The sequence below is a fragment of the Paenarthrobacter sp. NPDC089675 genome (assembly GCF_044749185.1).
Lineage (GTDB): Bacteria > Actinomycetota > Actinomycetes > Actinomycetales > Micrococcaceae > Arthrobacter.
Map to the genome: position 1 here is coordinate 191,023 of NZ_JBIVHM010000004.1, position 24,240 is coordinate 215,262.

Sequence of the window (24,240 nt, forward strand, 5' to 3'; positions counted from 1 at the left end):
TGCTCCGATTTCTCGTCGTCGAGCTGGGGCTATGTTGATTGGGGCTGGTGATTGCTGTTGATCAGGCGGAGAGCGTTGCTGCGGTGGGATCCCAGTCCTCGGGGAGAGCGGGAACCTTGTCGGCGGAGCTTTCGACGTCGACGAAGGCCCGGTTGTCGATCGACTCCGAAATGGAGGCCATCGTGTCCAGGACGTGGAAGGCCAACTCGCCCTGTGCACGGTGCGGACGGCCTTCGCGGATAGCGCGGGCCATTTCAAGTACGCCGGCGCCCCGGCTCGCGGTTGAGCCCACTGACGGAACGGTGGTCCAATCGTCGGAACCCAGCGCGCAGATCCTGATGTCGCCGTCGAACATGTTGGGATCCGGAAGCGCGATGGTGGCGTCCGTTCCCGTGATTTCGACAAACCCTGCCCGCTTGAGCGGGGAATCGAAGCTGAAGATGCTCTGCGCGGACTCGCCACCTTCAAACTCAAGGATGGAGCTGACGTGCGTGGGAACGGTGACGTCGAAGACTTCGCCTGCCTTGGGGCCGGAACCGATGACCCGGGTCTCGCGGGACTTCGAACCGAAGGCCGCAACCCGGCGGATGCTGCCGAAGGTCTGAACCAAGGTAGTCAGGTAGTAAGGGCCGATGTCGAACAGTGGACCCGCGCCGTCCTGGAAGAGGAAAGCGGGGTTGGGGTGCCAGGACTCAGGGCCGGGGGACTGCATGAGCGTCAGGGCGGTCAGCGGGGTGCCGATGTCGCCGCGCTCGATCATGCGGCGGGCCGTCTGGAGGCCGGCGCCCAGGAAGGTGTCCGGCGCGCATCCCAGGCGCACGCCTGCAGCATCAGCGACCTTGAGCAGGCCAAGTCCGCTTTCGCGGTCCAGGGAGAAGGGCTTTTCGCTCCAGACGTGTTTTCCGGCGTTGACCGCTTGGGTAGCTACTTCAACGTGGGCGGCAGGGATGGTCAGGTTGACCACGATTTCGACGTCGGGATCACCCAGGACGGCGTCGACCCCACCGTGCTTCTCAATTCCGTACTCGGCGGCGCGTGCGGCCGCCGCTTCTTCGAACAGATCCCCAATGGCAACCACCTTGACGTCCGGGAAGCTGGTGAGGTTGTCCAGGTACTGCTTGCTGATGACGCCGGCGCCGATGATGCCGACTCCCACCGGGCCGGAGCCCACGGGGCCGAAGGATGCTCCTGTTGCGTGGCTCATGCGTTGACCTTTCCAGCGCTGAGGTAGTTATAGCTGTCGCGCACGGCTTCGAACATGTCGCCGTCGAAGTCGTCGAGCTCGACGACGCCGGCCTCAAGCGAACCGGCTGCGTCAAGAACCTCCCAGATGGGCATCTTGCCGTCGCCGACAGCCAACTGCTGGGACGGATCGGAGGTGACGGGGCCGTCCTTGATGTGGATGAACTTCACCCGGTCACCGAGGCGGGCCAGGAGTTCGGCCGGGTTCTGGCCACCAACGGCTGCCCAGTAGGTGTCGAGTTCAAGGACCACCTCAGGATCCAGGTGGTCGGCGAGGTGCTCAATGGCGGTTTTCCCGTCGATGACCGACTCAACTTCCCACCAGTGGTTGTGGTAGCCGACGCGGACTCCGTACTCCGCACCCTTGGCGGCGGCGGAGTTGAGCTGGCTGGCGGTTTCCTTGATGTCTTCGATGGTGTTCCAGCGGTCGATGGGAACGTGCGGATCGATGACCGTGCCGATTCCCAACTGCTGCGCGGCAGCGAAGATTGCGTCTTGATCGTCGCTGAGCAACGGAGCGTGGCCGGAGGGGGCGGTGAGGTTGTTTTCTGCCAATGCCTGCTTCAGCTCAGCGGCCTTGGCGACAAACCGGTAAGGCTCCACCATGGTGAAGCCAATTTCTGCCAGTCGCTGGATGGTTCCAGCAAGATCCTCTTCCAAGGCCTTTCGGACCGTGTAGAGCTGGATCGAATATGACACTGTCTCTCCTCGTCATTGTTGGTGAGTACGGATCGGCCGGGGTGATAACCACCATCTGCGGTCGTGATGTGCTGCTCATCACAACCTAGGGGGACTTTTGTCGGCGGTCAAGCAAAAGTTGAATTATGGCCGACAAACTTTCATTGCATGACACGCATAAGCAATCGTGCTTCACTAAGTGCATGACTCCAGCACCCGCAAACGACGCCGGAAACGCCCCGGTCTTAGAGGCCGGCAATCTGTCGCGCGCTGGGGATCTCTTCCAACTTCTCCGCGACGGCCAGGCCCGGACACGTGCCGAGTTGGCCATCACCACGGGGCTGGCCCGTTCCACCGTTGCCTCGCGCATCGACGCCCTCATCAATTCCGGCCTGGTGGGTCCGGCCGGGGAGGCAAGCTCCAGTGGCGGCAGGCCGCCGTCGCGCTTTGCCTTCAACCCCGCCGCGCGCGTGGTGCTGGCGGTCGACGTCGGAGCGACCCATATGATTGTCGCCGTCACCGACCTTGGGGGCAGCGTCCTGGCCGAGCGCCGGCTGAAGCAGGAAGTAGCCGACGGGCCCGAAGTAGTCCTGGGTCGTGTGGTGTCCGCGGGCCGGGAGCTGCTGGCCGAAGCAGGGCGGGAGCTTACAGACCTCGCAGGCATGGGCATCGGGCTGCCGGGCCCAGTGGAGCACGACACGGGACGGCCCGTGAAGCCGCCGATCATGCCCGGCTGGGACGGGTTCGACGTCGTCACTTACGTCCAGCGCTCGCTGCCTGTTCCCGTCTTGGTGGACAACGACGTCAACATCATGGCGCTGGGCGAACGGACCGCGTACTGGCCGGACCACGACAACTTCCTCTTCATCAAAGTCGCCACCGGCATCGGTGCGGGCATCATCAGCAGCGGCGAGTTGCAGCGTGGCGCCAACGGCACCGCCGGCGACCTCGGCCACGTCCGTGTTCCCCGCGGGGACGACGTCCTTTGCCGATGCGGCAACTACGGGTGCCTTGAGGCACTCGCGTCGGGGCCCGCCGTCGCGCATCAACTCCGGACGCAAGGGCTGGAGGCCAGCAACGGCGCCGACGTGCTGCGCCTGGTGGGTGAGGGTAACCTGCAGGCAATCCAGGCGTTGCGGCAGGCGGGGCGCGACGTGGGGGACGTCCTGGCCACCGTGGTCAACCTGCTGAACCCTTCCATGATCATCATTGGCGGCAGCGTTGGAGAGGCGGGCGAGCACTTGGTGGCCGGCATCCGCGAGGTGGTCTACCGGAGATCGCTGCCGCTGGCCACGACGCACCTCCGCATCGGTATTTCCATGGCCGGCGAGCGTTCCGCGATCCTTGGCGCGAGCCAGATGGTGACCCGGTACGTCCTTTCGCCTGCCGTGATCGAAGCCACGCTGCAAGCAACGGGTTAGGCCCGTATTCCGGCGCTTTGCCGGTGGCAGGCGTGATAGCAATGAAGGTGATGAAAACGTTTCCTGTCACGTCCTGGCCTGTCCAGTGAGCCAACTCCTTGCCAAAGTACCGCGCGGTTGGCTGATCCTGGCCTGCATCGGGCTCATTGCGCTCAACATGCGCGGGCCCTTTGTGGCGGTTGCTCCCGTGGTGGATTCGTTGCGCCACGACCTCGGATTCTCACCTGTTGAACTCGGGCTGCTGACGGGCATTCCCGTGCTTTGCTTCTCGCTCGCTTCACCGCTGGCGTCCATGGCCGGGCGCCGTTTCGGTGCCGAGTTCGCGATCATGCTGACTCTGCTCGGTGTCCTGGCCGGCGTCGTGATACGTTCCAGCGGGGGTGGCGTTCCCGTGATGGTTGGCACGGTCCTTATTGGCGTGGCCATCACGATTGGCAACATCGCGGTTCCCCTGATCATTCGCCGGGACTTCGCTCCGCGACGCCAGGCCACCGCGATGGGCGTCTACACTGCTGCCCTGAACATCGGCTCTTTCCTCACCTCGGTGGTGACTGCGCCCTTGGCCGACCTGGTGGGGTGGAGGCTGTCCTTGGCTGCAAGCGCGCTCCTGGCCTTGGCGGCGATCGTGTTTTGGATTCCCACTGTGGGGGTTCGCCGCGCGCTTGTTCCCTCGCCGGTTCCGCCGGTTGCCACCTCTGCTCCGGGGCCCGGCCGTGGAGTGGGGTGGCTTGTTGCCGGGCTGACGCTTGGCTTCGCGGGGCAGGCGTTCTCCTACTACGGGGTCACCGCCTGGCTGCCGAGTTTCCTGTCCGACGAACTCTCCATGGGCACCGCCGAGGCCGGTGCGGGCTCCTCGCTGTTCCAGATTTTCGCGATTATCGGCGGCTTGGGTGTACCGCTGCTGGCGCGCTTCTCAAGTACGACGACGGTCGCGGCCACCTTGAGTGCCTTGTGGCTGACGGTTCCCCTTGGCCTGTTGCTGGCGCCGTCGTGGTGGTGGCTGTGGTCTTCGCTGGGCGGTGTAGCCCAGGGAGGTGGCATCACGGTCATCTTCATTGCCGTCATCAAGTTCGCCCATTCGCAGGCAGCGGCGGGGAAGATGTCCGCCGTCGTGCAAGGGGTCGGCTACTGCTTCGCGGCCTTGGCGCCGACGATTGTTGGTTACGTCCACGATGCCTCTGGCGGCTGGACCGTTCCCCTGCTCGTGATCCTCGGCTCCGTGCTGACTTTCTGCATCTGCACCACGGTGTCCGTCCGCTGGGTGTCCCGCCAGCCAAACTAGGGGACAGCAAACGTTCCACTGAGCGCTCAGTGGAACGTTTGCTGTCCCCCAGTTGGGTGGTTTTCCGGTGCTGGGCTGCCTCCCCGGCCTTCGGGGTCACTTGTTGCGAAGAGTGCAGGCAGCCCAGCGTCGGGGCTTGTTGGTTGCTTTGGCTAGGCGGCGACCAGTTCTTCTTCGGTTGCCTCTTCCTTGGCTTCGGTGAGGAAGCGGGCGTAGGCGGGGATGGTCAGGAACGTGGGGAATTCCTCCGTCAGGGTGACTTCCTCGAAGATGCTGCGGGCGTCTGCGAACCGGTCTCCGTCGAAGCGTTCCAGGCGGGCGAATTCCTCGTCGAGCATGTCCTCCACCCATTCCCGGGAAATGATGTCACCTTGCTCGGTGATGGCGTGGGAGTGGATCCACTGCCACAGCTGGGAGCGGGAGATCTCGGCGGTGGCCGCGTCTTCCATGAGGTTGTGGATGGCCACTGCGCCGTTGCCCCGAAGCCAGGACTCGATGTAGCGGATGCCCACCTCGATGTTCAAGCGGATTCCGGCCTCGGTGATGGTTCCCTGGGTGGTGGAGATGTCGATCAGGGCGCGGTCGTCCGGGATGACGTCCTCGCGGGTCTTGGCGAGTTGGTTCGGCTTCTCGCCAAGCACCGAATCGAAGACTTCGCGGGCCACGGGCACCAGGTCGGGGTGGGCAACCCAGGAGCCGTCGAAACCGTCGTTGACTTCGCGGGTCTTGTCGGCCCGGACCTTTTCGAAGGAAGCTGCATTGGCGGCCTCGTCCTTCCGGTTCGGAACCGCTGCTGCCATGCCCCCAATTGCCATGGCTCCGCGGCGGTGGCAGGCCCGGACCAGCTGCTCGGTGTAGGCACGCATGAACGGTTGGGTCATGGTCACCTGGCCGCGGTCCGGGAGCACGAAGCGCGGGCCCCGGGTACGGAAGTTCTTGATCAGCGAGAAGATGTAGTCCCAGCGGCCGGCGTTCAGGCCTGACGCGTGGTCACGCAGTTCGTACAGGATTTCTTCCATCTCGAATGCGGCCGTGATGGTTTCGATCAGCACGGTTGCGCGGATGGTGCCCTGCGGGATGCCGAGCAGGTCCTGGGCCAGGATGAAGATGTCGTTCCACAGGCGTGCTTCCAGGTGGTTCTCGATCTTGGGCAGGTAGAAGTACGGGCCCTTGCCCTGGGCGAGCAGGCGGCGGGCGTTGTGGAAGAAGTACAGCCCGAAGTCCACGATTCCGCCGGCGATCGGCTTGCCGTCGATCAGCATGTGCTTCTCCGGCAGGTGCCAACCACGGGGGCGGACGACGATGGTGGGCAGGTCCTCGGCGGCCTTGAGCTTGTACTCCTTGCCTTCAGGCGACGTGAAGTCGATCCGGCGCTCCAGTGCATCGGTCAGGTTCAATTGGCCCTGGATCACGTTGCGCCAGGTCGGAGTGGAGGAATCCTCCATGTCGGCCAGCCACACCTTGGCGCCGGAGTTCAAGGCGTTGATGGTCATCTTCTTATCCACAGGACCGGTAATTTCCACCCGGCGGTCCTCCAGGCCAGGAGCCGGGGGAGCGACGCGCCACGACGGGTCATTGCGGATACCCTCTGTCTCCGGCAGGAACCGCGGGTCCTGGCCGCTGGAGATAGCGTTTCGCCGTGCGTGCCGTGCCTGCATCAGCTCCTGCCGACGGTCAGCAACAGCACGGTGCAGCTTGCCGACGAACTCAAGCGCATCCGGAGTGAGGACCTCGTTCTGCCGCGAGATGGGCTGCGCGGTCAGAGTAATCCCGTTGATAGTGAAGTTGTCGGTGAAGCTGTTCATTGGATTGTCCTTTCAGGAACCCAACTGGGTGGCAGCAGATGCCGTTTTGGACGTTCAAAACGACATCTGCTGCTACTTGGTTGGGGAAATTTAGTGGAACTGGCCTTCTTCGGTGGATCCCACCAGGGCCAAAGTGGAGGCGTTCGGGTTGAGCGCTGTGGCGATGTCGTCGAAGTAGCCGGTGCCGACTTCGCGCTGGTGCTTGGTGGCGGTGTAGCCGCGTGATTCGGAGGCGAATTCCTTTTCCTGGAGCTCGACGTAGGCGCTCATGCCTTCACGGGCGTAGCCGTGGGCGAGGTCGAACATCGAGTAGTTCAGGGCGTGGAAGCCGGCCAGGGTGATGAACTGGAACGTGAAGCCCATGGCACCGAGTTCGCGCTGGAACTTGGCGATCGTGGCGTCGTCCAGGTGCTTGCGCCAGTTGAAGGACGGGGAGCAGTTGTAGGAGAGCATCTGGTCCGGGAACTCGGCCTTGACCGACTCGGCGAACTTGCGGGCCAGCTCCAGGTCCGGGGTGCCCGTTTCCATCCAGATGAGGTCGGAGTACGGAGCGTAGGCCTTGGCGCGGGCAATGCAGGGTTCGATGCCGTTGCGGACCTTGTAGAAGCCCTCGGCCGTGCGTTCACCGGTAATGAATTCGCGGTCTCGCTCGTCAACGTCCGAGGTGATCAGGGTTGCAGCTTCGGCGTCGGTGCGGGCAATGACGACCGTCGGGGTGCCGGCCACGTCGGCTGCCAAACGGGCTGCGTTCAGGGTCCGGATGTGCTGCTGGGTGGGGATCAGGACCTTGCCGCCGAGGTGTCCGCACTTCTTCTCGGATGCGAGCTGGTCTTCCCAGTGAACGCCCGAGGCGCCGGCGGTGATCATGGATTTCATGAGCTCGTAGGCGTTGAGCGGGCCACCAAAGCCGGCCTCGGCGTCGGCGACGATCGGGACCAGCCAGTCCTCAACGGTCTTGACGCCCTCGGCGTATTCGATCTGGTCTGCGCGGAGCAGTGCGTTGTTGATGCGGCGGACAACCTGTGGGACCGAGTTGGCGGGGTACAGGGACTGGTCCGGGTAGGTGTGGCCCGAGAGGTTGGCGTCGGCTGCAACCTGCCAGCCGGAGAGGTAAATGGCTCGCAGGCCGGCCTTGACCTGCTGCACGGCCTGGTTGCCGGTCAGGGCGCCCAAAGCGTTGGTGTAGCCGCCGGTGGGAGCTTCCTCGGTGAGCTGCTTCCAGAGCTTCTCCGAACCGCGGCGGGCCAGGGTGTGCTCTTCGGAGACGCGGCCGCGGAGGCGGACGACGTCGGCAGCCGAGTAATCACGGGTGACGCCCTCCCAGCGCGGGTTGGCGGACCATTCAAGTTCCAGTGCTGCGGCCTGCTCTTCTGCGGTCAACTCTGGTTCAAACGATGCGGTCATTGCATGTCTCCTAATTTCCTGGCGGGCTCCCCGGGCCGGCCTCCACAGCTTCCTTGCTGCTTCGGCCGGCTGACCGGGGTCTGTATTTCTTTTTCGTGAGAACTACTTTTCTGCACTTTCAAGGGGCTTTCTAGAGGAAAAGTATGGAAAGAAATGCAGTTTTTCGCGTATTCTCAAGAAATGTCGCCTTCAAGCTGGAATCGAGACGTCGCGTCGCCGTCGTCGTCCGCCCCGTCCCCCGAACTGGACGTCATCAGCCTCGGCCGCCGCGTGCGCCACTTGCGCAAGCAAGCCGGGCTGACGCTCGATGACCTGAGTGCCGCCGTCGGGACCGCGCCCAGCCAGCTGAGCCTGATCGAAAACGGCAAGCGCGAGCCCAAACTGGGACTGCTTCAGCAACTGGCCGCGTCCCTGAACGTGAGCATCGACCAGCTTCTTGGAGCCGAGCCGCCGAGCCGCCGCGCTGCCCTGGAAATCGAGCTGGAACGGTACCAGCGCGGACCCCTGTACGAGTCGCTGAACCTGCCGAAAATCCGCATCAGCTCGCGGCTTCCGCTGGAGGTGCTGGAGTCGCAGGTGGGGCTGCTTCAGGAGCTCGAGCGCAAACTTAACGAGCAAGCCGCGACGCCGGAAGAGGCCCGCCGCGCGAACGGTGAGTTGCGTGCCATGATGCGCGAGCGCGGTAATTACTTCCCTGAGTATGAGGCCGAGGCGCAGAAGGTCCTCAAAGGGGTTGGCTACACCACGGGTCCGCTGAGCCAGCACGTCATTGCGGACATCGCGGAGAACCTCGGATTTTCGCTGCACCATGTGGGCGATCTGCCGCATTCAACGCGTTCCGTGACGGATTTGAAGAACCGCAGAATTTATCTGACCCAGAACCAGCGGCAGGACCACGACCCCCGTTCTGTGCTGCTGCAGGCGCTGGGGCACTACGTCTTGGGGCATGAAACTCCGCGGAACTACGGCGACTTCCTGGCGCAGCGTGTGGCTACCAACTACTTCGCTGCGGCTTTGCTGCTGCCCGAGCACGCTACCGTGGAGTTCCTGCAAAAGGCCAAGGCTGCCAAGGAAATCGCCGTCGAGGACATCCGGGACGCCTTCGCCGTGTCCTATGAAACCGCGGCACACCGCTTCACCAATCTGGCAACCAAGCATCTGGGCATCACCACGCACTTCCAGAAGACCCACCAGTCCGGCATCATCTACAAGGCCTACGAGAACGACGGCGTGACGTTCCCGCAGGACCACACCGGCGCCATCGAAGGGCAGCCGTCGTGCAAGGCGTGGACCTCGCGGGCTGTGTTCGATGTGCCCGACAAGTTCAGCGCGTACAGCCAGTACACGGATACGCCTTCCGGGACGTACTGGTGCACGGCCCGCACCGAGCGCTCGGCCTCGGGGGAGTTTTCCCTGAGCATCGGCGTGCCGTACCAGCACGTGAAGTGGTTCCGGGGGCGTGAAACCACCGCGCGTGCGACGTCGACCTGCCCGGATCCCAATTGCTGCAAGCGTCCGCCGGCCGCGTTGGCGGACGAGTGGGCCGGAAACGCGTGGCCGTCGGCGCGTGCCCACTCGCACCTGCTTGCTGCCATGCCGCCCGGGGCATTCCCCGGCGTGGACGAGACCGAGGTGTACAGCTTCCTGGAGGCCCACTCCGGGCGCTGAGTTTCTGGGGGCCTGCGCTCGAGTTCGCGGGAACCGTGCGGGGTCGCTGGAAGCTTCCGCTCGAACTCGCCGGTTTCCCGCGAACTCGCGATTTCACCCGGGGGGCTCGCGGCGTCCGCCGCTAGGGAACCAGCCGCGCCACCAAGACTGCCGCAGCGTTCACGACGTCGTCCGCCGCCTTTTTGGTGGCACTCAAGGCGACCTCGTGGCCGGCAACCGTGATGATGTCCGTGATCACTGCGACCGTGAGGCGGCCCAGGGTGTCCTCGCTGGTGCCGAGCAGCACGGAGTTTTGTCGGACCCACTCACGGCCGCGTTCGCGGCGGAGGACCTCGAAGCCCGGGGGAGTGTCGCCCTCGATGAAGACCCGCTCCAGGTCGCGGTGCTTCCACGTGTACTCGAAGTAGCTGCGGCTCCCGATGTTGAACAGGGCCAGGGGGTCGGCTTCTCCAGATTTGCGGGCCTTGGCTACCGCAGCCGCGACCAAGCGTTCGTGTTCGTTCTGGTAGTCGTCCCAGAGGGCCAGGAACAGCTCCGTCTTGCCGCCGAAGTGGTGATAGAGGCTGCCGACGCTGGATCCTGAGCGGGCCACGATCTCGGAGATGCCGGCGTCCGTGAAGCCCTGTTCGCAGAACACCGACGAGGCCGCGTCGAGCAGGTTCCGCCTGGTTGCAGCTGTTCGCGACCATTGCCAGGAACCAGCGTGGACGCCGGCGTCGGATGTTTTTCGAACCATGGGACCTCCTGTTCGCGTCATCGGTGTGTCGTTCGGCGACTTCCTGGAATTCCGCAGCGCCGGAAGGGGCTGAAGTGGCAGTGCATCCTTGACCAAGCCCCAAACTACAGGAAATAATTCTGGAAGTCTGTTCTAGAAATTTGTATTGCAGTATGTAACCAAATGCTGCGATTTTTGACGTCGAACGCCCCAAAACCCGGGTGCCGTTTTCACCGTCGGGCAGCAACTGGTTGAATCGCTATGAGCGCGCCAACTGGTCGCACGCCAACAAAGCAAGAGAGGAACGCGGCCTGATGTCCGTTTCAAGCAAGTCGTCCGGGATCACGTCGAACAGGTGGTTCAAGCCCGTCGTCGTCACCGCTGGAGCCTTGGTGATCGCACTGATCCTGGTGCTGATCGCCCAGTGGTTGCGCACCCTTGACCCGGTGAAGCAGTTCCTGGCGGACTACCCGGGACACTCGGCCATTCCTGAAGGGACGCCAACGGGATTCCCTGCATGGTTGGGTTGGCAGCACTTCCTCAACATGTTCTTCCTGGTCCTCATCATCCGGTCCGGCTGGCAGGTGCGCACCACCACCCGGCCGCCGGCGTACTGGACGAGGAACAACAAGGGCTTCATCAAGACCAAGAACGCACCCACCAAGATCAGCCTGGACCTCTGGTTCCACCTGACGCTGGATGCGTTGTGGGTACTGAACGGCATCATTTTCATCGTGCTGCTCTTTGCCACCGGCCAGTGGCTCAGGATCGTTCCCACCAGCTGGGACGTGTTCCCGAACGCCGTCTCGGCAGGGCTGCAATACGCCTCATTGAACTGGCCGGTTGAAAACGGCTGGAACAACTACAACTCGCTCCAGTTGCTGACCTACTTCATCACGGTGTTCATCGCCGCGCCGCTGGCCATCATCACCGGTATTCGGATGTCCGGGGCTTGGCCCAAGAAAGCCGCGATCAACAAGTTCTACCCGATCGAGTTGGCCCGCAAGATCCACTTCCCGGTGATGATCTACTTCGTGGCGTTCGTGATCGTCCACGTGACGCTGGTCCTGGCTACGGGCGCCCTGAACAACCTGAACCACATGTACGCGTCCAACAACGACTACAGCTGGTGGGGCTTCGGAATCTTCGCAGCGTCCATCATCGTCACAGCCGCAGCGTGGTTCCTGGCACAGCCGCTTTTCCTCCGCCCGATCGCCTCGCTGATGGGCAAGGTTTCGCGCTAGCTCAGCGCACCGCCCTGCCACAAGGCATCGAACGGGGCGCCGGAGGCCACGCGGTTGCGGATTCCCTCGGTCACGAAAGCCTTCGCAGTCCGGGCCGCTTCAAGCGGGGTTGCACCCTTGGCCAGTTCGGCAGTCACGGCCGCAGCGAGTGAGCAACCTGCACCGGAGACCGCGACCTCGCCCACCTTCGGTGCACGCAGGACTTCCAGCGTCTCGCCGTCGTAGAAAACGTCGACGGCGTCAGCACCTTCCAGCCGCACACCACCCTTGGCGAGGACTGCTGCGCCGCTGAGTTCGTGGATGCGGATGGCGGCGGCCTTCAGCGATTCTTCGTCGGTAATGGTGAGCCCGGACAGGGACTCGGCCTCGAAGTGGTTCGGCGTGACGAATGTGGCGAGGGGAAGGATCTGGGCCTTCAACGCCTGGTCGGTGTCCAAGGCGTGGCCGGGTTCCTGGCCCTTGCAGATCAGGACCGGATCCAGAACCACGTTGGCGAACGAACCGGCGGACAACGCCTTCTCAACCGTGCTGATCGTCGCCGGGCTCCCAAGCATTCCGATCTTCACGGTGTCCAGAACCGAAGGTGCGCCGGAAGCGGCACCATAGGCCGCCGTCGTGGCTTCAAGTTGGTCAGCGATGACCTGCTGGTCCACCGGCATGAAGCGGTGGTTCCAGTTGTCATTGGGGTCGAACGAAACGATGCACGTGAGGTTGACGATGCCGAAGACTCCCAGTTCCTGGAAGGTCTTGAGGTCGGCTTGCGCGCCGGCGCCGCCGGTCGCTTCCGAGCCGGCGATGGTCAGTGCAATGGCAGGGGAAACGGCTGAAGTCATGTTTTCATTTTGGCAGTTGCCCCGGCGCGACTCCTAACGGGGCTAGCCGTGCAGGCTCCGGTACGCCGCCTCCGCCGCCGGATGCAATGGAACTCCTGCAGTGTTAATGAGGGTCTCAGGGCTGAGGAATTGCACGCCCGTACTCGACTTCGGAACCAGCTCCCGGGCATGTCCCACAAGGAGCTCTACGGTCCGCCGGACCAGGGAATCAGCGAGGTCGCTGCGGCAAAGCAGGAGGTTGGCCACCCCAACTGTCCAGACGGCGGGTGCGTTGCCGTACGTGTTGGCGGGAATGAGGACGCGGTCGTAGAAGTCCCCATGTTCCCCGCGCAGGGTCTTGATGTGCCGGGACAGGTCGATGAGCTTGACTGCCAGCCCCTGCGCCGTGGTGGCAATGGCGGCGGTTGGCACCCCGCCCGACCAGAACAGCGCGTCCACGGACCGTTCACGCAACGCCGCGAGTCCCTGGTTGAGGCCAAGGTTGAGCTGTCGGGGTGGCGGGCTCAGCGCGGCCGTGGAAATGATCCTCGGTGCCGTCAGCGACGTACCCGAGCCGGCTTCACCAACACCCACAGCCTTCCCGGCAATGTCCTCGAACGTACTGATACCACTGTCCGCGCGCACCAGGCAGTGCACATAGTTCTCGTAGACCTTGCCAAGGGCCACGAGCCTTCCACCCGGCGGGGCAGCGACGTAGGCGTCCGGTCCGGCCGCCGTGTCAGCCAGCGCGACGGCGAACGTCGCCTCGCCGGACATCACCCGCCTGATGTTCTCCAGGCTTCCTCCGGTCACCACAGGCGTGGCCGACCCGGCGACGCCTTCACGCTGCAGCAGTCCGGCCAACAGAGTGGCGAATTCAAGATAGAAACCGCCCGACTCGCCGCCCGCCACGGTCAGCTGTTGCGGCTTCGGCTCCGGCGTGCAGGCAGCCACGGGCAACAGAAGTCCGCTCGCGCCGAGTGCCAGCCCGGCTTTGAGAAGGCTGCGGCGCGCCACCGCGTCACGCATCAGGACCACCCTGGAGTTCCAGCCTTGCCGTCAATCCGTGCGGTTCGCGTGCCTCAAGGGACAAGCGGCCCCCGTTCGCTTCGGCCAGGCGTTCCACAATGGTCATGCCCAAGCCGTTTCCGGGGATGCTGCTGTGCTGCGGTGCCCGCCAAAACCGGATGGTGGAGGCTGTGCGCTGTTCATCGGAAAGGCCCGGACCGTCGTCGGAAATCTCGACGGCGGCACCTCCTTTGGTCGGCGTCATCGCCACAGTGATGTGGCCGTGGGGGACGTATTTGATGGCGTTGGCCAGCAGTTCGCCGATCATTTGCGCCAGCTCGTCGGGGTCGCACCGGATGGCGAGTGGCGATTCGGATGGCTTCAGCGTGATGGTGGACCCGGCAAGCTTCGCCGCTGGCCCTGCACGCTCCACCTCGCCCTGCAGGACGGGGAAGGGATCAATCACCGTCTGGCGGCTGTGCTCCGAATCCCCCTGGGCTCCAGCAGCCCCCGCAACGGCGCGGTGTTCCGCCGCAGCCAGCTTCAGCACGCCGTCGAGCATTTGCTCAACGCGTTCCAGCTCCGCGACAACTCCTTCCGCCGCAGCCTTCTCAGGTGCGTTCCGCAGTTCCAGCTGCAACAGGTCGATCCGCAGCCGCAGGGCGCCCACCGGGTTGCGGAGTTGGTGGGACGTGTCCGCGATCAGGCGGCGTTGCGAATCCATGCTTTCACTGAGGGTATTGGCCATGGCCGTGAACGAGCGGCTGAGCTCCCGCAGCTCGGGCGGACCGGCCTCGGGGAGCTGGCTGGTCTTGCCCGTGGCTTCAAGTTGGTGCACGGCCTTGCTTAGCCGGTGGACCGGCCGCAGGACCCAGCCGGTGAGACGCGCCGCCGCCAGCAACAGCAGAGCACACATTGCCACGGCAGCGAGCCCGACGACGAACCACCGCTCCCGCAGCCTGCTTCGGGCGGCGTCGAGGTTTACTTCCAGAACGGCCTCACCGAGGACCTGGCTGGCCGTTCCAAAAGACCGGGAGATGACGTCCGTGCCGGTGTCGAAGGGGTGGACAGTTCCGATGGTGGTGTCGTTCAGGTTGAGGCTTGCACGGTTGAGCGCGTCCTTGGTCCCCGGGGCGTCCGCGTCCAAGCCGCCGGAGCTGAGGGTCCTGTCCTGGAGGCGGACCAGGACCCCTTCACCGTACAGCTCGGAGTATCTGTCCATTTCGCGTTGGAGCCGGGTGGTGTCGTAGTCAGCGGAAGCATCGTTGGCCAGCTGGGCAAAGCGGTTGAGGGCGGCAACGCGGTTGATTTGGACTTCCTGTGTCAACTCGCGGCCCGCGGAGGTGAGGATCACGCTGGACACAGTGACCACAATGAGCACTGCGATAACGCTGAGGATGCCCAGGACGCGGACTTTCATCCTTGCTCCACGCGGTAGCCCACGCCGCGGACGTTGATGATGAAGCCGGGCAGTTTGAGCTTGGCCCGAAGGCCGGTGAGGTGGACGTCCAGCGAGCGGGAGTGCGCCAGGAACGCATCTCCCCAGAGGGCGTCGAGGATCTGCTCGCGCGTGACCACGGATCCTGCGTTTTTTGCCAGCAGGGCGAGGAGGTCGAATTCGGTGGCGGTCAGCGACAGTTCGCGGTTCTCGACGGCGGCTACCCTGCGGTCGAGGTCTACGGCGAGGGGCCCAACCACGATCTGCTGCGGAGCGCTGGGCCCGGAACGGTTGGTGCGCCTGGTGACCGCTTCGATCCTCGCGAGCAGTTCGACGAGTTTGACCGGCTTTACAAGGTAGTCGTCGGCTCCGGACCTGAGCCCCAGAACCACGCTGCGTTCGTCGTCCCGCGCCGTAAGGATCAGGATGGGGACCGCGGTGACCTGACGGAGCTTCCTTAGTACATCCAGGCCGTCCAGATCCGGCAGCCCGAGGTCCAAAAGGATCACCTCGTGGTTCCTGTGGTCCAGCAGAGCGTCCTCGCCCCGGGAAACCCGCGTGGGTTTGTGGCCGGCCGAAGCAACAGCAGCACCGAGGGCCGAGGCCATGGCGTCGTCGTCCTCCACAATGAGCACGTGCACGGTTGGTCCTTCGGGTTTTCTTTCGGGTTCGCTCTTTGAGCTTAACGCTGTGAGGCCCGCTCTGCGTTCTTCGGGGCTGCCAAAGGGCGCAAAGCGGGCCTCACAAATCGGGTACCTTAGGCGTCGATCAGGTCTTTCTTGTCGTCACCTTTGCCAGTCCACGCGTGACCCTGTTCCGTGTCCAAGTGCGTGGCTTTCTTGTTCTTCAGCGCGAAGACGTAGACCAGCAGGGAGACGAAGATGGCTGCCGTGACGTACGTGAAGAACAGGTTCTCCTGGCCGACCTTCTGAAGCGCCGCGCCGATCAGCGGAACCGTGCCGCCGAACAGGGAGTTGGCGATCGCGTAGCCCAGCCCAACGCCAAGTGCACGGATGGACGCCGGGAAGAGCTCGGCCTTCACCAGTGCGTTGATGGAGGTGTAACCGCCGACCATCAGCAGCCCGCCCATCATGAGCAGGAAGGCCATGAACGGATCCTTGGTGCCGGCGAGCATGGAGAGCAATGGCCACGTGAACAGGACACCCGTCACGCCGAACCACACCAGCAACGGCTTACGGCCGATCTTGTCCGAAATCAGGCCATAGACCGGCTGAAGGAGCATGAAGATGAACAGCGCCCAGAAGTTGATGACGGAGGTGTCGGTCTTGGGGATGCCGGACGTATCGTTCATGAACTTCAGGATGAAGTTGGTGTACGTGTAGAACGCTACAGTGCCGCCGAGCGTGATGCCGATGCAGATCAGCAGCGGCTTCCAGTGCTTGGTAAACAGGAGCTTCATGGTGCCGGGCTGTGCCTCACCCGCGACCTTGACGTGGGCGGCACGGATCTGGTCGGCGGAGACGGTTTCTTCCATGGAACGGCGGAGCCAAAGGACCACCAGAGCCGCCACGCCACCGATAGCGAACGGAATACGCCAGCCCCACTCGGTCAGGGCTTCCTTGGTCATGGTGTTCTGCAGGATCACGAGTACCAGGAGGGCCAGCATCTGGCCGCCCACGAGCGTCACGTACTGGAAGCTCGAGAAGAAGCCGCGGCGTTTAGCGGTTGCTGCCTCGGACATGTACGTGGCGCTGGTGCCATACTCACCGCCCACCGAGAAGCCTTGGACCACCCGCACGAAAACCAACAGGATGAGCGCCCACAGTCCAATGACGTCCTGGGTTGGAAGGATGGCGATGCCGAACGAACCGGCCGACATCATGGTCACGCTCAAAGTCAATGCGGCCTTGCGGCCCTTCCGGTCCGCGTAACGGCCGAAGAACCAGCTGCCGATGGGGCGCATAAGGAACGACGTCGAGAAGACGGCCATCGCTTCCAGGCCGGCCTGGAGATCGTCCGAGGAATTGAAGAAGTGCGACTGGAAGTACGCTGCGAATGCCGTGTACACGTAAACGTCGAACCACTCCACGAGGTTGCCCGCGGAGCCTTTGAGAATGTTGCCCACAGCTTTGCGGGTTTGCGCCGCCTCGCTGAGGGGCGCAGCTTGTTGGGTGCTCATCAATGAACCTTCCTGGCCGGCTGCGCACGTGGCAGCCGTGTCTTTCATGAGATCGTTCTGTCCATGAAGCTCGTGCGCATGGCGTCGTTGCACATGGCTCTTCGTGACTAAGAAAGGCCCTCTTGGGGGTGAAGAGGACGTATCCAACCTATGGGTGATGCACGGCACAGCCAACGCGGGAGGGGATTTCCTAACACTTCCTTAGGTTTCCCGTTGGCGCTCTCTCACGGCCCGCCCGGTGCCGGTGGTTCCTCTCTCACGGCCCGCCCGGTGGGTGGGTTGTGGGTGAGGATCCGGGGAGGTGGGACAATATAGCTGGTGCCGGGCAGGATGCCCCACCAAACTCAGTGCTAATACAGCGGGGCGGCCCAGAAACGAGCGCCTGCGCGAACCACTACGAACGGATGGCCCATGCCCTCGCCCTCAGGCTCCAGCACGTTGAGCAAGCCCACGCCACGCTTCGCCTCGATCGGTTCCCCTTATTTCGGCATCATGCTCGCGGTCATGGCCGTGGTGCTGATCCTGTCCAATATTGGCGCCTCCAAGGGTGTGGTGCTCGGCCCGATCATTACCGACGGCGGGTTCTTCCTGTTCCCGTTGGCCTACATCCTGGGCGACGTCATGAGCGAGGTTTACGGCTTCAAGGTGGCCCGGAAGGCCATCATCACCTCGTTTGCCCTCTCTGCGTTCGCGTCCCTGTGCTACTGGGTGATCATCATCCTGCCCGGCTTCGATGACGACTACGGCGTTGCCAAGCAGGCCGCCATAGAAGGCGCACTGGGCCCCGTGCCGCAGATCGTCCTGGCGTCGCTGCTGGCATTCCTGGCCGGCCAGACCATCAACTCCTGGATCCTCGTGAAGATGAAGGAACGGACGGGCGAGAAGACACTGTGGGCCCGGCTTATGGGTTCGTCCGTGGTGGGCGAGTTCGTGGACACGTTGATCTTCTGCAGCATCGCAGCGTCCGTCATCGGTATCTCGGATGTCGGCTCGTTCGTGAACTACGTCCTGGTGGGCTTCCTGTACAAAACCGGCGTCGAGTTCATATTCGTGCCGATCACGGTGCTGGTGGTGGGCTGGATCAAGAAGCGCGAGCCGAGCTATGGGGCAGTCGCGGCGTAGCCTTTCGCCGAATTCGCTGGAAACGTGCCGTTTCGCTGGGAGTTTCCCAACGCCGTCGCACGTTTCCGGCGAACTCGGCGCAGTTACGAGTAGTATCGCCCCAGCGTCTCCGCCTTGAAGTCGAAGAAGTCCCCGGACTCGATGGCCCGCCGCGCGTCGTCCACCATTTTCACCACGAAGCGTTCGTTGTGGATGGAGATGAGCGTGGCGGAGACCATTTCCTTTGCCTTGTACAGGTGGTGGATATAGGCCCGCGAGTAGTTCGCACAGGCGTAGCAGTCGCAGCCCTCCTGCAGCGGCCCGAAGTCCTTCTTGTACTTGGCGCCGGACAGGTTGAACCGGCCGTACGGCGTGTAGAACGCAGAGTTGCGGGCAACCCGGGTGGGGGAGACGCAGTCGAAGGTATCGGCGCCGTTCTCGATGGCCGTGAAAATATCGTCCGGCTCGGAAATCCCCAGGAGGTGCCGCGGTTTGTCCTCGGGGAGTTCCTCGTTGCACCAGCGGACAATCGTCCCCAAGTTCTCCTTCTCCAAGGCCCCGCCGATGCCGTAGCCATCGAACGGCATGGCACCGAGGTCCCGGCAGGCCTTCCTGCGCAGGTCCTCGTATTGGGCGCCCTGGATCACCCCGAACAATGCTTGGTACGGCTTCCCCACCCTCGATGCGGTCAAGGAAGCATGCTCCTCCAGGCAACGCAGGGCCCAAAGCCGGGTCCGCTCCAGGGATTCTTCCTGGTACGCCCGCGAGTTCTGCAGCGTGGTCAGCTCGTCGAAGGCGAACATGATGTCCGCACCGATCTGGTGCTGGACCTGCATGGAGATCTCGGGGGAGAAGCGGTGCTTGTCGCCGTTGAGGTGGGACTTGAACCAGACGCCGTCGTCGTCGATGTGCGCCAGCCGTTCCTTACCCGGCGCCACGGCATCATCCGGACCTGAAGTATCAACATTTTTCATGTCGATGACCTTCTTTAATCCCGAGCCAAGGCTCATCACCTGGAATCCGCCGGAGTCGGTGAACGTGGGGCCGCGCCAGTTCATGAACGCACCGAGCCCGCCTGCTGCGTCGAGGACCTCCGGCCCGGGCTGGAGGTACAGATGGTAGGCGTTGGCGAGGACAGCCTGCGCGCCGAGGTCGGCAATGGACTCCGGCAGCACGGCCTTGACAGTGGCTTTGGTTCCGACGGCGATGAAAGCGGGCGTCTGGATGGTTCCGTGCGGCGTCTGGATGGTTCCGGTCCGCCCCAGGAAGTCGCCCCCGTTCGCCTCCACAAGTGAGGACGACGGCGCCGAAGTTTCGGCCAGGCGCTGGCCGACGGAGAACGAAAATCCGGAGGTAACGGGAGCAGACGAGGGCAAGGAAACGGAAGCTGGCACGCTACCAAGTGTGCCAGCTTTACCGCGGGTAACCTGACTCCGCTCGGGGGCGGACTAGGAGGACGATTCCTTCCACTTGTCCCACGATGCCCGGATGTCCGCGAGAGTGTGGGCCCCCAGATCGTAGGTGGAGGCAATCACCATGGCACCGCCGTCGGGCCGCTTTTCCGGAATTGCCAATTGCTCGGCGACGATCAGCAGCCCGTCACCGTGTTCGGCGTAGCTGTGGACCGTGACTCCCACTTGGTGCCGGCTCTTGAACCAGACCTTTCCGGAGATCTTCTCTCCCGTGGACAGGGTGAGCGAGTATTCGTCGCCGACGGGCGGAAGATCGCCGAGCCCCAGCTTTTCTATGGCCGAACCGCCGCCCGAAACGGAGACGACGTGCGTCCGCCTCTTGCCATGAGGGTGGCGCTCAAGGGCGAAACGGAGTTGGTTCAGGAAGGTGAGCCAGCCTTGGGTAATGTCCTCGTCCCATTCAGCCCACTCGGAGTCGTGGTCCAGGGCGGCGCGGGTGACCTTGACTTCCGTGCCTCCGGAGACGGGATGCAGCTCGAACTCATCGCCGCCACGAACGGTCAGTTTGGTGTGATCGGGCCCTTCGACAACGCTCGGATCGAAGTAGATTTGTTTGATTTCGTCGGTCAGCTCGTCGGTTTCCCAGCCGTGCCATTGGGCCACCAGCGACGGTTCGCGCAGCATTGTCCAAACCTGCTGCGCGTCGGCATTTACCACAACGCTCAGATTGTTCGTCATGGCCCGAATTTACCGCCGTTCGGGTGCCCGCAACAGGCCTTGAACTTCCCGCTGAGGAGGACTAGGCGCGGACGGCTTCCAGTTCGCCGGCGATCCGGCGGCCCAGCTCATCTTCGGCGATGGTCTTGGACCCCCCGTGTGCCCGGAGGAACAGGAGGGCTTCGAGGCGCAGGAGCCGCCACTCGCGCTCGGCTTCCTGGTTGCCGTTGTCGATTGCGCGGAAGATTTCCTTGTCGTAAAGATTGGGCTCATTGAGGGCCCTCTGCCGGACGCGGGCATTGACTAAGGCTTTGAAGGGGTCGTCTTCCTGGGATTCGGGCGCACGGAGCAGCTTCTCGTACACGGCAGCGCGTTCCGTTTGGCCGGTTTCGCGGCAGATGAAGCTGGACAGGGAGAGCGCCCGCTCGATCGACGCCCAGCGGTCCAGGTTGCCATCGAAGGGCAGCACGTTCAACAGGTCCGCGACCTCCAGGGAGCGGTCCGGGTCCTTGAGCGTGATGCACAAATCGAAGGCCAGGTCACTCAAGTCCCGCAGGCAGCTTCCCGACTTGGTGTTGATGCCTTTGGCCAACCTTTCGGCCAGCGCCTGGACGGCTTTCTTGCCCTGGTGGCCTGCCACGGCATTGCGAACCACGGACTCTGGAGTTCCGTCCGGTTCGGGAATCAGCGCCAGTTCTTCGGGGGTGGGGCCCGTGTGCGCGGGTGGCGTCGCGGGACGTGGAGGCACGACGACGGCGGGTTCCGCGGGCGCGTCGTCCTCGGCTTCCGCCGGGGTGCTGGAGCCGGTGCCGCCGTCCCCACCCGGGCCGCGGGGAACGCCGTCGCCCACGGGCACGCTGGACCCGACGGCGATCCGGACGGAGCCGCCGTCGTGCGTTGCCACCAACAGGAGGGCCGGGACGCCGTAATCGTCGTCCTGGACTTCCACGGAAGCGATTTCCTCGGCCGGTCCGTCGCCGGGAAGGTACACAAAGTCTCCGGGCTGCAGGTCCCCAGCCTGCTTTTCGCGGTATTGCTGTGAGGCTGGGCTGTGAGTCATCGGAAGTCCTTTGGTTCTCTTGCGGTCCGCCGTCCAGTCTACAAAAACGGGCTGCCCCAAGCCCGCGGACCCGCCCTAGACCACGATGCCGGAGAAAGCCAGCGCTTGCCGCACGAGGTTCCCGCGGCCGCCCTCGAACTCCTGCTGGACGCCGTCGCTGAGTACCTCCTGGGGAGTCATCCACGTGAGTTCCAGTGCGTCCTGGCGGGGCTCGCATTCGCCGGTGACGGGGATGACGAAGACCAACGACACGGCGTGCTGGCGATCGTCCGTGAAGCCGGTCTGGGATGGCGCGGGGAAGTATTCGGCAACCGTGAACGGGACCGGGCTGATGGGCAGTTGCGGGAAGGCGAGGGGACCGAGGTCCTTTTCCATGTGGCGCAGGAGAGCCGCCCGGATGGTTTCGCGGTACAGGACACGGCCGGAGACGAGGTAGCGGACCATGTTGCCGTCGGCGTCGCCCTGCAGGAGGGAACCCACCTCATTGACGTACCCGAGCGGATCCAAGCGGACGGGAACAGCCTCCACGTAGACCATGGGAAGGCGCCCTCGCGCTTCGAAGAGGTCTTCGTCCGAAAGCCAGCCGGGATATGGGTCGGGTGTACGTACGCTCATGGTTAAGTTCTACCGCATCCCCGGCCGAAGTTCCGTGGAGGCCTTGCCGGGCGCAGGGGCGTTACGCTCTCGGCGGTATTACAGCGCAAGGATTGACTCGAGTGGGTGGCCGGCGCTGATCCGGCCGAGGATGTCCGGCTCGGCTGCGTCCGATGCCAGCGCCTTGTCCAGGACTCCACGGGACGCGTCCGGGGACAGTACGATCACCCCGTTGTCGTCGCCGAGCACAAGGTCGCCCGGGTTGACTTCCACTCCGCCGCACAGGACGGGCACTTCTATGGCGGATCCCGTGCCGTATTTGCGCTTGGTGGTCAGAGAGGTGGTGCCGCGGGCGAAGACGGGCAACCCTGCCTGACGCAGCTCGAGAACGTCCGTCGCCACGCCGTCAACCACGACGGCGGCAGCACCTTGGGCGATCGCCGCGGCGGCCGTCACGGCACCGATGGGTGCATGGCGGTGGTCGCCGAGCATGTCCACCACCAGTATGTCGCCGGGTTGCAGGGCCAGCAGGGCGCGGTTCATGGCGATGGCGTCGTAGTCGGCCACCCGCACAGTGACGGCCGGCCCGGCAATTTTCACATCGGAAAGCAGGGATTGGATGGCCGGGTCCACGAAGCCGTCTTCGAGGAAGTGGCCGATGGTGGGGTAGCTCACGGCTGACAGGGCCTGGAGGAGGGTGCTGATCATCGGGGTGCTTCCCCGCTCCCAGCCAGGACGGCTATACATTCAATCTCCAGGGACACGCCCCACAGACCGACGCAGACAGTGGTCCTTGCCGGTTTTGCACTGCCGAAGTATTCGACGTACACGCGGTTGTACTCCTCCAGTTGGTCTTCGTTGGTCAGGTACGTGTTGACCTTGACCACGTGCTGCAGGCTTGATCCGGCCGCTTCCAGGACCCCTGCGAGGTTTTCGATGGTCTGGCGGACCTGCCCCTCGAAGGTGGCGGGCTGGTCATCCAAGCCCGTGATCGCGGGGATCTGGCCGGAAGTGAAGACGAATCCGTTGGCAATGACCGCCGGCGAAAACGGCCCGACGGCGGGCGCCTGGCCGGGGATGCCGGCCAGGCGCTCGATGGTGGTTGTGGTCATTTGGCTGCCGCTTCGGACGTTGCCGCCTCAGCCGGTGCTTGGTCGACGGCGTCGATGTTGCCGTGCCGGGTCTCGGTGAGGACGAAGAGCGCTGCCAGGGAAAGGATGGCCGCCGCCATGATGTACCAGGCGATTGAGGAGCTCTGGCCGGTCATGCCCAGGAGCCAGGTGGTGATGAACGGCGTGGCGGCGCTGCCCAGGAGCCCGGAGAGCATGTACGCCACTGACAGTCCGGAGTAGCGGACTTTGGAACCGAAGAGCTCGGCCAGGAAAGTGGCGATGGGGCCGTAGTTTGCCGCGAACGCCGTCATCATCGCGAGGTAGGCCACGAAGAGCAGTGCCACGGACTTGGTGTCCATGAGCCAGAACATCGGGAAGGCAAGGGCTGCCTCGGCCGCGACTCCGGCGTAGATGATGGGCTTGCGGCCGTATTTGTCCGAAAGCCTGCCGAAGAACGGGATGAGGACGAAGCACAAGGCGCAGGCGGCCAGGACCACCCACAGCATGAGGCTCTCCGAATGGCCAAGTTCTTTCTTGCCGTACGAGACGCCCGACGCCACCAAGAGCGTGAATGTGCTGCCTGTGGAGAGCGTGGCTACGCCGCCCAGCACAACCTGCTTCCAGTACTTGGCCATGAGTGCGGCAAACGGCATTCTGGCCTTGGCGCCGGCGGTCTTCACGGCTTTGAAGGACGGGGTTTCCTCGATGTTCAGGCGGATGTAGATGCCCACCGCCACCAGGAGGACTGAGGCCAGGAAAGGAATGCGCCAACCCCAGGCGTGCAGAGCCTCGGTGCTCATGGAGGACGCCACTATCAGGAAGGCTACGTTGGCTATGAGGGTGCCGGCGGGGACACCAACCTGGACCAAGGAACCAAAGAAGCCGCGCCGGGCCGGTGGAGCGTGCTCGACAGTCATCAGGACAGCACCGCCCCATTCGCCGCCGAGGGCCAACCCCTGGATGACACGGAGCAGCAGGAGAAGTAGCGGAGCCATGATGCCGATGCTCTGGTAGTCGGGCAGCAGGCCGATGGCAAAGGTGGCCGCACCCATGGTCAGGAGCGAGACGAGCAGCATCGACTTACGGCCGAGGCGGTCACCAAAGTGCCCGAAGATAATGGCACCGACCATGCGTGCGATGTACGCCGAGGCGAAGGTGCCAAAGGCCAGCATGGTGCCCACGATGGGGTCGAAACTGGGGAAGAAGATCTTGTTGAAGACCAGCGCGGACGCTGTTCCGAAAACGAAAAGGTCGTACCACTCGACGGTGGTGCCAATAACGCTGGCGAAGGCAATCTTGCGCATTTTCGCCAAGTCCAGCCTGGCTGCGGAAATGGAAGCGGTATCTACCGTTTGGGCCATCAGAATCTCCGGATGGGGTGCGGGGA

At 63.8% G+C, this 24,240-nt stretch carries 22 protein-coding genes; 5 read left to right on the forward strand and 17 right to left on the reverse strand.

Annotated features, from left to right (window positions below; translation table 11 throughout):
* Positions 1-61: 61 nt before the first annotated feature.
* Positions 62-1,204: a Gfo/Idh/MocA family protein gene (locus ACIPY2_RS10940; protein ID WP_400266406.1), complete on the reverse strand. Its 1,143-nt coding sequence runs from the start codon at positions 1,202-1,204 to the stop codon at positions 62-64.
* Positions 1,201-1,941 (reverse strand): sugar phosphate isomerase/epimerase family protein, encoded by a 741-nt coding sequence (locus ACIPY2_RS10945; RefSeq protein WP_400266407.1) that lies wholly within the window; start codon positions 1,939-1,941, stop codon positions 1,201-1,203. The genes ACIPY2_RS10940 and ACIPY2_RS10945 overlap by 4 nt, the downstream gene beginning before the upstream one ends.
* Positions 1,942-2,123: 182 nt before the next feature.
* On the opposite strand from ACIPY2_RS10945, the gene ACIPY2_RS10950 reads away from it, so the two are divergent.
* Both ACIPY2_RS10950 and ACIPY2_RS10955 read left to right on the forward strand, forming a co-directional pair.
* A complete protein-coding gene (locus ACIPY2_RS10950) occupies positions 2,124-3,341 on the forward strand; it encodes an ROK family transcriptional regulator (protein WP_400266408.1) in 1,218 nt (405 codons plus the stop codon).
* Positions 3,342-3,426: 85 nt separating this feature from the next.
* Positions 3,427-4,623: a CynX/NimT family MFS transporter gene (locus ACIPY2_RS10955; protein ID WP_400266409.1), complete on the forward strand. Its 1,197-nt coding sequence runs from the start codon at positions 3,427-3,429 to the stop codon at positions 4,621-4,623.
* A gap of 152 nt (positions 4,624-4,775) precedes the next feature.
* Here ACIPY2_RS10955 and aceB read toward each other — a convergent pair whose 3' ends face one another.
* Positions 4,776-6,428, reverse strand: a complete 1,653-nt coding sequence (gene aceB, locus ACIPY2_RS10960) for a malate synthase A (RefSeq protein WP_400266410.1) — start codon at positions 6,426-6,428, stop codon at positions 4,776-4,778.
* A gap of 90 nt (positions 6,429-6,518) precedes the next feature.
* Entirely contained in the window at positions 6,519-7,832 is a 1,314-nt protein-coding gene (gene aceA / locus ACIPY2_RS10965; RefSeq protein WP_400266411.1) for an isocitrate lyase, read from the reverse strand.
* A 153-nt stretch (positions 7,833-7,985) separates the two neighbouring features.
* Between aceA and ACIPY2_RS10970 the strand changes: the two genes are divergently transcribed.
* A complete protein-coding gene (locus tag ACIPY2_RS10970) occupies positions 7,986-9,500 on the forward strand; it encodes a helix-turn-helix domain-containing protein (protein WP_400266412.1) in 1,515 nt (504 codons plus the stop codon).
* 121 nt (positions 9,501-9,621) lie between these two features.
* Here the strand turns inward: ACIPY2_RS10970 and ACIPY2_RS10975 are convergent, their stop codons facing one another.
* Positions 9,622-10,236 (reverse strand): TetR/AcrR family transcriptional regulator, encoded by a 615-nt coding sequence (locus ACIPY2_RS10975; RefSeq protein ID WP_400266413.1) that lies wholly within the window; start codon positions 10,234-10,236, stop codon positions 9,622-9,624.
* 293 nt (positions 10,237-10,529) lie between these two features.
* On the opposite strand from ACIPY2_RS10975, the gene ACIPY2_RS10980 reads away from it, so the two are divergent.
* Positions 10,530-11,459, forward strand: a complete 930-nt coding sequence (locus tag ACIPY2_RS10980; protein ID WP_400266414.1) for a cytochrome b/b6 domain-containing protein — start codon at positions 10,530-10,532, stop codon at positions 11,457-11,459.
* On the opposite strand, the gene ACIPY2_RS10985 is transcribed toward ACIPY2_RS10980, so the two are convergent.
* The 5 genes from ACIPY2_RS10985 to ACIPY2_RS11005 form a co-directional block, all read right to left on the reverse strand.
* A complete protein-coding gene (locus ACIPY2_RS10985) occupies positions 11,456-12,292 on the reverse strand; it encodes a hydroxymethylpyrimidine/phosphomethylpyrimidine kinase (RefSeq protein ID WP_400266415.1) in 837 nt (278 codons plus the stop codon). The genes ACIPY2_RS10980 and ACIPY2_RS10985 overlap by 4 nt on opposite strands.
* A gap of 42 nt (positions 12,293-12,334) precedes the next feature.
* Complete coding sequence (locus ACIPY2_RS10990; RefSeq protein ID WP_400266416.1) at positions 12,335-13,300, reverse strand: TAXI family TRAP transporter solute-binding subunit; 966 nt, start codon at positions 13,298-13,300, stop codon at positions 12,335-12,337.
* The gene (locus ACIPY2_RS10995) at positions 13,293-14,699 is read right to left on the reverse strand and encodes an ATP-binding protein (RefSeq protein WP_400266417.1); all 1,407 of its coding nucleotides are present in this window, start codon (positions 14,697-14,699) and stop codon (positions 13,293-13,295) included. The genes ACIPY2_RS10990 and ACIPY2_RS10995 overlap by 8 nt, the downstream gene beginning before the upstream one ends.
* Complete coding sequence (locus tag ACIPY2_RS11000; protein WP_400266418.1) at positions 14,696-15,358, reverse strand: response regulator transcription factor; 663 nt, start codon at positions 15,356-15,358, stop codon at positions 14,696-14,698. The genes ACIPY2_RS10995 and ACIPY2_RS11000 overlap by 4 nt, the downstream gene beginning before the upstream one ends.
* A gap of 116 nt (positions 15,359-15,474) precedes the next feature.
* Positions 15,475-16,857, reverse strand: a complete 1,383-nt coding sequence (locus ACIPY2_RS11005; protein ID WP_400266419.1) for an MFS transporter — start codon at positions 16,855-16,857, stop codon at positions 15,475-15,477.
* Between the two features lie 411 nt (positions 16,858-17,268).
* Between ACIPY2_RS11005 and ACIPY2_RS11010 the strand changes: the two genes are divergently transcribed.
* Entirely contained in the window at positions 17,269-17,979 is a 711-nt protein-coding gene (locus ACIPY2_RS11010; RefSeq protein ID WP_400266420.1) for a queuosine precursor transporter, read from the forward strand.
* 83 nt (positions 17,980-18,062) lie between these two features.
* On the opposite strand, the gene tgt is transcribed toward ACIPY2_RS11010, so the two are convergent.
* The 7 genes from tgt to ACIPY2_RS11045 form a co-directional block, all read right to left on the reverse strand.
* Positions 18,063-19,352, reverse strand: coding sequence for a tRNA guanosine(34) transglycosylase Tgt (gene tgt / locus ACIPY2_RS11015; protein WP_400266421.1), 1,290 nt, complete (start codon positions 19,350-19,352; stop codon positions 18,063-18,065).
* A gap of 54 nt (positions 19,353-19,406) precedes the next feature.
* On the reverse strand, positions 19,407-20,108 hold the full coding sequence (locus tag ACIPY2_RS11020) for an SRPBCC domain-containing protein (protein WP_400266422.1): 702 nt from the start codon (positions 20,106-20,108) through the stop codon (positions 19,407-19,409).
* A 61-nt stretch (positions 20,109-20,169) separates the two neighbouring features.
* Positions 20,170-21,147, reverse strand: a complete 978-nt coding sequence (locus ACIPY2_RS11025) for a DUF6707 family protein (protein ID WP_400266423.1) — start codon at positions 21,145-21,147, stop codon at positions 20,170-20,172.
* A 75-nt stretch (positions 21,148-21,222) separates the two neighbouring features.
* On the reverse strand, positions 21,223-21,762 hold the full coding sequence (locus ACIPY2_RS11030; protein WP_400266424.1) for an NUDIX hydrolase family protein: 540 nt from the start codon (positions 21,760-21,762) through the stop codon (positions 21,223-21,225).
* Positions 21,763-21,840: 78 nt separating this feature from the next.
* Entirely contained in the window at positions 21,841-22,449 is a 609-nt protein-coding gene (locus ACIPY2_RS11035; RefSeq protein ID WP_400266425.1) for an RraA family protein, read from the reverse strand.
* On the reverse strand, positions 22,446-22,853 hold the full coding sequence (locus ACIPY2_RS11040; protein WP_400266426.1) for a RidA family protein: 408 nt from the start codon (positions 22,851-22,853) through the stop codon (positions 22,446-22,448). Before ACIPY2_RS11040 ends, ACIPY2_RS11035 begins: the two co-directional genes overlap by 4 nt.
* Positions 22,850-24,214 carry an MFS transporter gene (locus ACIPY2_RS11045; RefSeq protein ID WP_400266427.1) on the reverse strand — a complete coding sequence of 455 codons (1,365 nt, stop codon included), beginning with the start codon at positions 24,212-24,214 and terminating at the stop codon, positions 22,850-22,852. The genes ACIPY2_RS11040 and ACIPY2_RS11045 overlap by 4 nt, the downstream gene beginning before the upstream one ends.
* Positions 24,215-24,240: the final 26 nt, after the last annotated feature.

Bases quoted from the DNA above. Each gene is read 5' to 3' on its own strand.
- ACIPY2_RS10940 (WP_400266406.1), bottom strand. From the start codon at position 1,204: ATGAGCCACGCAACAGGAGCATCCTTCGGCCCCGTGGGCTCCGGCCCG.
- ACIPY2_RS10950 (WP_400266408.1), top strand. From the start codon at position 2,124: ATGACTCCAGCACCCGCAAACGACGCCGGAAACGCCCCGGTCTTAGAG.
- aceB (WP_400266410.1), bottom strand. From the start codon at position 6,428: ATGAACAGCTTCACCGACAACTTCACTATCAACGGGATTACTCTGACC.
- aceA (WP_400266411.1), bottom strand. From the start codon at position 7,832: ATGACCGCATCGTTTGAACCAGAGTTGACCGCAGAAGAGCAGGCCGCA.
- ACIPY2_RS10970 (WP_400266412.1), top strand. From the start codon at position 7,986: ATGCAGTTTTTCGCGTATTCTCAAGAAATGTCGCCTTCAAGCTGGAAT.
- ACIPY2_RS10975 (WP_400266413.1), bottom strand. From the start codon at position 10,236: ATGGTTCGAAAAACATCCGACGCCGGCGTCCACGCTGGTTCCTGGCAA.
- ACIPY2_RS10980 (WP_400266414.1), top strand. From the start codon at position 10,530: ATGTCCGTTTCAAGCAAGTCGTCCGGGATCACGTCGAACAGGTGGTTC.
- ACIPY2_RS10985 (WP_400266415.1), bottom strand. From the start codon at position 12,292: ATGACTTCAGCCGTTTCCCCTGCCATTGCACTGACCATCGCCGGCTCG.
- ACIPY2_RS10990 (WP_400266416.1), bottom strand. From the start codon at position 13,300: ATGCGTGACGCGGTGGCGCGCCGCAGCCTTCTCAAAGCCGGGCTGGCA.
- ACIPY2_RS10995 (WP_400266417.1), bottom strand. From the start codon at position 14,699: ATGAAAGTCCGCGTCCTGGGCATCCTCAGCGTTATCGCAGTGCTCATT.
- ACIPY2_RS11005 (WP_400266419.1), bottom strand. From the start codon at position 16,857: ATGAGCACCCAACAAGCTGCGCCCCTCAGCGAGGCGGCGCAAACCCGC.
- ACIPY2_RS11010 (WP_400266420.1), top strand. From the start codon at position 17,269: ATGCCCTCGCCCTCAGGCTCCAGCACGTTGAGCAAGCCCACGCCACGC.
- ACIPY2_RS11020 (WP_400266422.1), bottom strand. From the start codon at position 20,108: ATGACGAACAATCTGAGCGTTGTGGTAAATGCCGACGCGCAGCAGGTT.
- ACIPY2_RS11025 (WP_400266423.1), bottom strand. From the start codon at position 21,147: ATGACTCACAGCCCAGCCTCACAGCAATACCGCGAAAAGCAGGCTGGG.
- ACIPY2_RS11030 (WP_400266424.1), bottom strand. From the start codon at position 21,762: ATGAGCGTACGTACACCCGACCCATATCCCGGCTGGCTTTCGGACGAA.
- ACIPY2_RS11035 (WP_400266425.1), bottom strand. From the start codon at position 22,449: ATGATCAGCACCCTCCTCCAGGCCCTGTCAGCCGTGAGCTACCCCACC.
- ACIPY2_RS11040 (WP_400266426.1), bottom strand. From the start codon at position 22,853: ATGACCACAACCACCATCGAGCGCCTGGCCGGCATCCCCGGCCAGGCG.
- ACIPY2_RS11045 (WP_400266427.1), bottom strand. From the start codon at position 24,214: ATGGCCCAAACGGTAGATACCGCTTCCATTTCCGCAGCCAGGCTGGAC.